Source organism: Saccharomonospora saliphila YIM 90502 (genome assembly GCF_000383795.1).
In the GTDB taxonomy this organism is placed as follows: Bacteria; Actinomycetota; Actinomycetes; order Mycobacteriales; family Pseudonocardiaceae; genus Saccharomonospora; species Saccharomonospora saliphila.
In genome coordinates this window covers 1-2,745 of the sequence record NZ_KB912702.1, presented here as the reverse complement: position 1 = coordinate 2,745, position 2,745 = coordinate 1, and the positions used below count along the sequence as shown (strand labels likewise).

Sequence of the window (2,745 nt, the reverse complement as noted above, 5' to 3'; positions counted from 1 at the left end):
GGCCCTCGGCGCCCGGATGCTGCCCGGGACCGCCACCGGGCCGCCCACCGTGGCCCGGGCCCCACGGGTGCCTGCCCTGGAGCGCGCCCTGGACGGCCTGTGAGACGAACGTGTTCAGCGAGACCCCCTGGGCCGAGGCGGCCTGCTCGGCCTGGTGCTTGAGTTGCTCGAACAGGCGCAACGTCATCCGGGAGATGTCGCCGGATTCGCCCTGCGGCGGGGGCGGTGGCGTGGGCGGGGGGTCGGTCGTGCCCGGGGCGTCGTCCCGGCTGCCGTCCACCACCACGCGCACGTCCCTGCCGTCGAGCCGGACCTCCACGACATGGTCGGGCACCTGTGCGGTGATCTCGGCGGCCAGATCGGACAGGGCGTTCATCAGGGTGAGTCGCGCGGCGGGTTCGAGCGAGGCCGACAGCACCGCGGCGGCGCGCTGGAGCTGTTCGTCGCCCGCCGACGCCGTGGTCGCGAGGTTCTCCCGCAGCGTCGCGAGATACGGATTCAAATCCATGACACCACTATGGTGCCAGGATTGACGTCACACAACCCCTGTTCTGCTGTCGTGGTGATGCCCGTGGGATGCCACTCAGCCGGGAGATACGCTGCGGGGGTCGAACCAGGCGGAGGGAGTCGGACGTGGCCGAGACGGTGAGGCCCCAGGTGCGGTTGATCGCGAAGACGGAATTCGTCCCGCCGGACGACGTTCCGTGGTCCACCGACGCCGACGGCGGACAGGCGCTCGCGGAGTTCGCGGGCAGGGCGTGCTACCAGTCGTGGTCCAAGCCCAACCCGAGGACGGCGACGAACGCGGGCTACCTCGACCACATCATCGAGGTCGGTCACCTCTCGGTGCTCGAACACGCCAGCGTCACCTTCTACATCACCGGCATCTCCCGGTCGCTGACGCACGAGCTCATCCGGCACCGGCACTTCTCCTACTCACAACTGTCGCAGCGCTACGTCCCCGAGCGGGACGCCGCGGTCGTCGAACCCGAGGTGATCGCCGAGGACCCCGAGCTGCACGAGAAGTTCCTCGCGGCCAGCGAGGCCGGGGTGCGGGCCTACAACGAGCTGCTCGCCGGGCTCGAGGAGAAGTTCGCGGACGCGCCGAGCGCCACCCTGCGGCGCAAGCAGGCCCGCCAGGCCGCGCGGTCGGTGCTGCCCAACGCGACCGAGACCCGCATCGTCGTCTCCGGCAACTACCGTGCCTGGCGCCACTTCATCGGCATGCGCGCCACCGAGCACGCCGACGTCGAGATCCGGGCGCTGGCCGTGGAGTGCCTGCGCCAGCTCCAGAAGGTCGCCGAGAACGCCTTCGCCGACTTCACGATCTCGACGCTGCCGGACGGCACCGAGGTCGCCTCCAGCCCGCGGGTCGCTGAGGGCTGAGGCGTGCGAAAGCTGACGGTCGACCTCAGGCCCGGGGAGTACGCGGTGGCCCGGCTCCACTCCACCGACGCGGTGCCCGCCGCGCTGCTCGCCCCGGGTGACGGAGCGCTGGTGTCGGTGACCCGCACCGGGGAGGAGCTCTCCGTGGTATGTCCCGTGGACTCCGCGCCCGACGGCGCCCGGGTCGAGGCGGGGTGGCGGCTGCTGACCGTGCGCGGTCCGCTGGCGTTCACGCTCACCGGCATCATGGCCGCGTTGTCGAACGAACTCGCCGCCGCGGGGGTGTCGCTGTTCGCGCTGTCCACCTATGACACCGACCACCTGCTCGTGCGGGCGGACGACCTCGATCGGGCCGTCGCCGCGTTGCGCGAGGCCGGCCACGAGGTGCCCGGGGTCTGAACCGTGCCCCCGGAGGTGCGGCTACCATGTCCGCGCCGCTGACGAGGGGGACCGCAGTGACCGACGAACAGACCAGACCGACGCCCGCCGCGCCGTCGTCGCGCTCGATCTCCGGCCGCTACACCGTCACGCGGGAGCTGGGGCGAGGCGGGATGGGCGTGGTGTGGCGCGCCGAGGACACGCTGATCGGCAGGCCGGTCGCGATCAAGGAGCTGAGGCTGCCCGAGGGCGCCGAGGACACGGGCGTGTTCCAGGAACGGGTCCTGCGTGAGGTGCGCGCCGGAGGGCGGCTCAACGACCCGGCCGTGGTCACGGTGTTCGACGTGGTCGCCGACGGCGACACCACCTACATCGTCATGGAACTGGTCGAGGCCCCCACGCTGGCCGATCTGGTGCGCGAGCACGGCCCGCTGCCGCAGGAGCGCGTGGCCTCGATCGGGGAGCAGGTGCTGACCGCGCTCGCGGCCGCGCACGAGGCGGGCATCGTGCACCGCGACGTGAAGCCGGGCAACATCATGGTGGCCCCGGATGGGCGGGTGAAACTCACCGACTTCGGCATCGCCCAGGCCGTGGACGACCCCCGGCTGACCACCAGCGGCATGCTCGTCGGCTCGCCCGCCTTCATGGCGCCGGAACGGGTGGCGGGCCACGAGGCCCTGCCCGCCTCGGACCTGTGGTCGCTGGGCGCGACGCTCTTCTACGCGGTCGAGGGGTCGGTACCGTTCGAGCGCTCCACGACGGCCGCGACCCTGCACGCCATCATGAACGACGTGCCCTACCTGTCCCGGGCGCAGGGCCCGCTGGCCTCGGCGATCATGGGGCTGATGATCACCTCGCCGGAGGCGCGCATCTCCGCCGCACAGGCAAGGCACCTGGTGTCGCTGCACGCCCGGCAGGTCACCGGCCAGCCCGGACCGCTCGCGGGGCAGCCGGGCACACCGCCCGGCGGGCAGGCCACCG

General features: G+C 72.2%; 4 protein-coding genes. 3 read left to right on the top strand and 1 reads right to left on the bottom strand.

Annotated features, from left to right (window positions below):
• Positions 1-508 (bottom strand): toxin-antitoxin system HicB family antitoxin (locus SACSA_RS23385; RefSeq protein WP_019818727.1); only part of this gene is annotated, 508 nt, incomplete at its 3' end.
• A 125-nt stretch (positions 509-633) separates the two neighbouring features.
• Between SACSA_RS23385 and thyX the strand changes: the two genes are divergently transcribed.
• The 3 genes from thyX to SACSA_RS0116155 all read left to right on the top strand — a co-directional run.
• Positions 634-1,386: an FAD-dependent thymidylate synthase gene (gene thyX / locus SACSA_RS0116165; protein ID WP_019818725.1), complete on the top strand. Its 753-nt coding sequence runs from the start codon at positions 634-636 to the stop codon at positions 1,384-1,386.
• Between the two features lie 3 nt (positions 1,387-1,389).
• A complete protein-coding gene (locus SACSA_RS0116160) occupies positions 1,390-1,785 on the top strand; it encodes an ACT domain-containing protein (protein ID WP_019818723.1) in 396 nt (131 codons plus the stop codon).
• A gap of 56 nt (positions 1,786-1,841) precedes the next feature.
• The coding region (locus SACSA_RS0116155; protein WP_019818721.1) for a serine/threonine-protein kinase at positions 1,842-2,745 on the top strand (904 nt) is incomplete at its 3' end.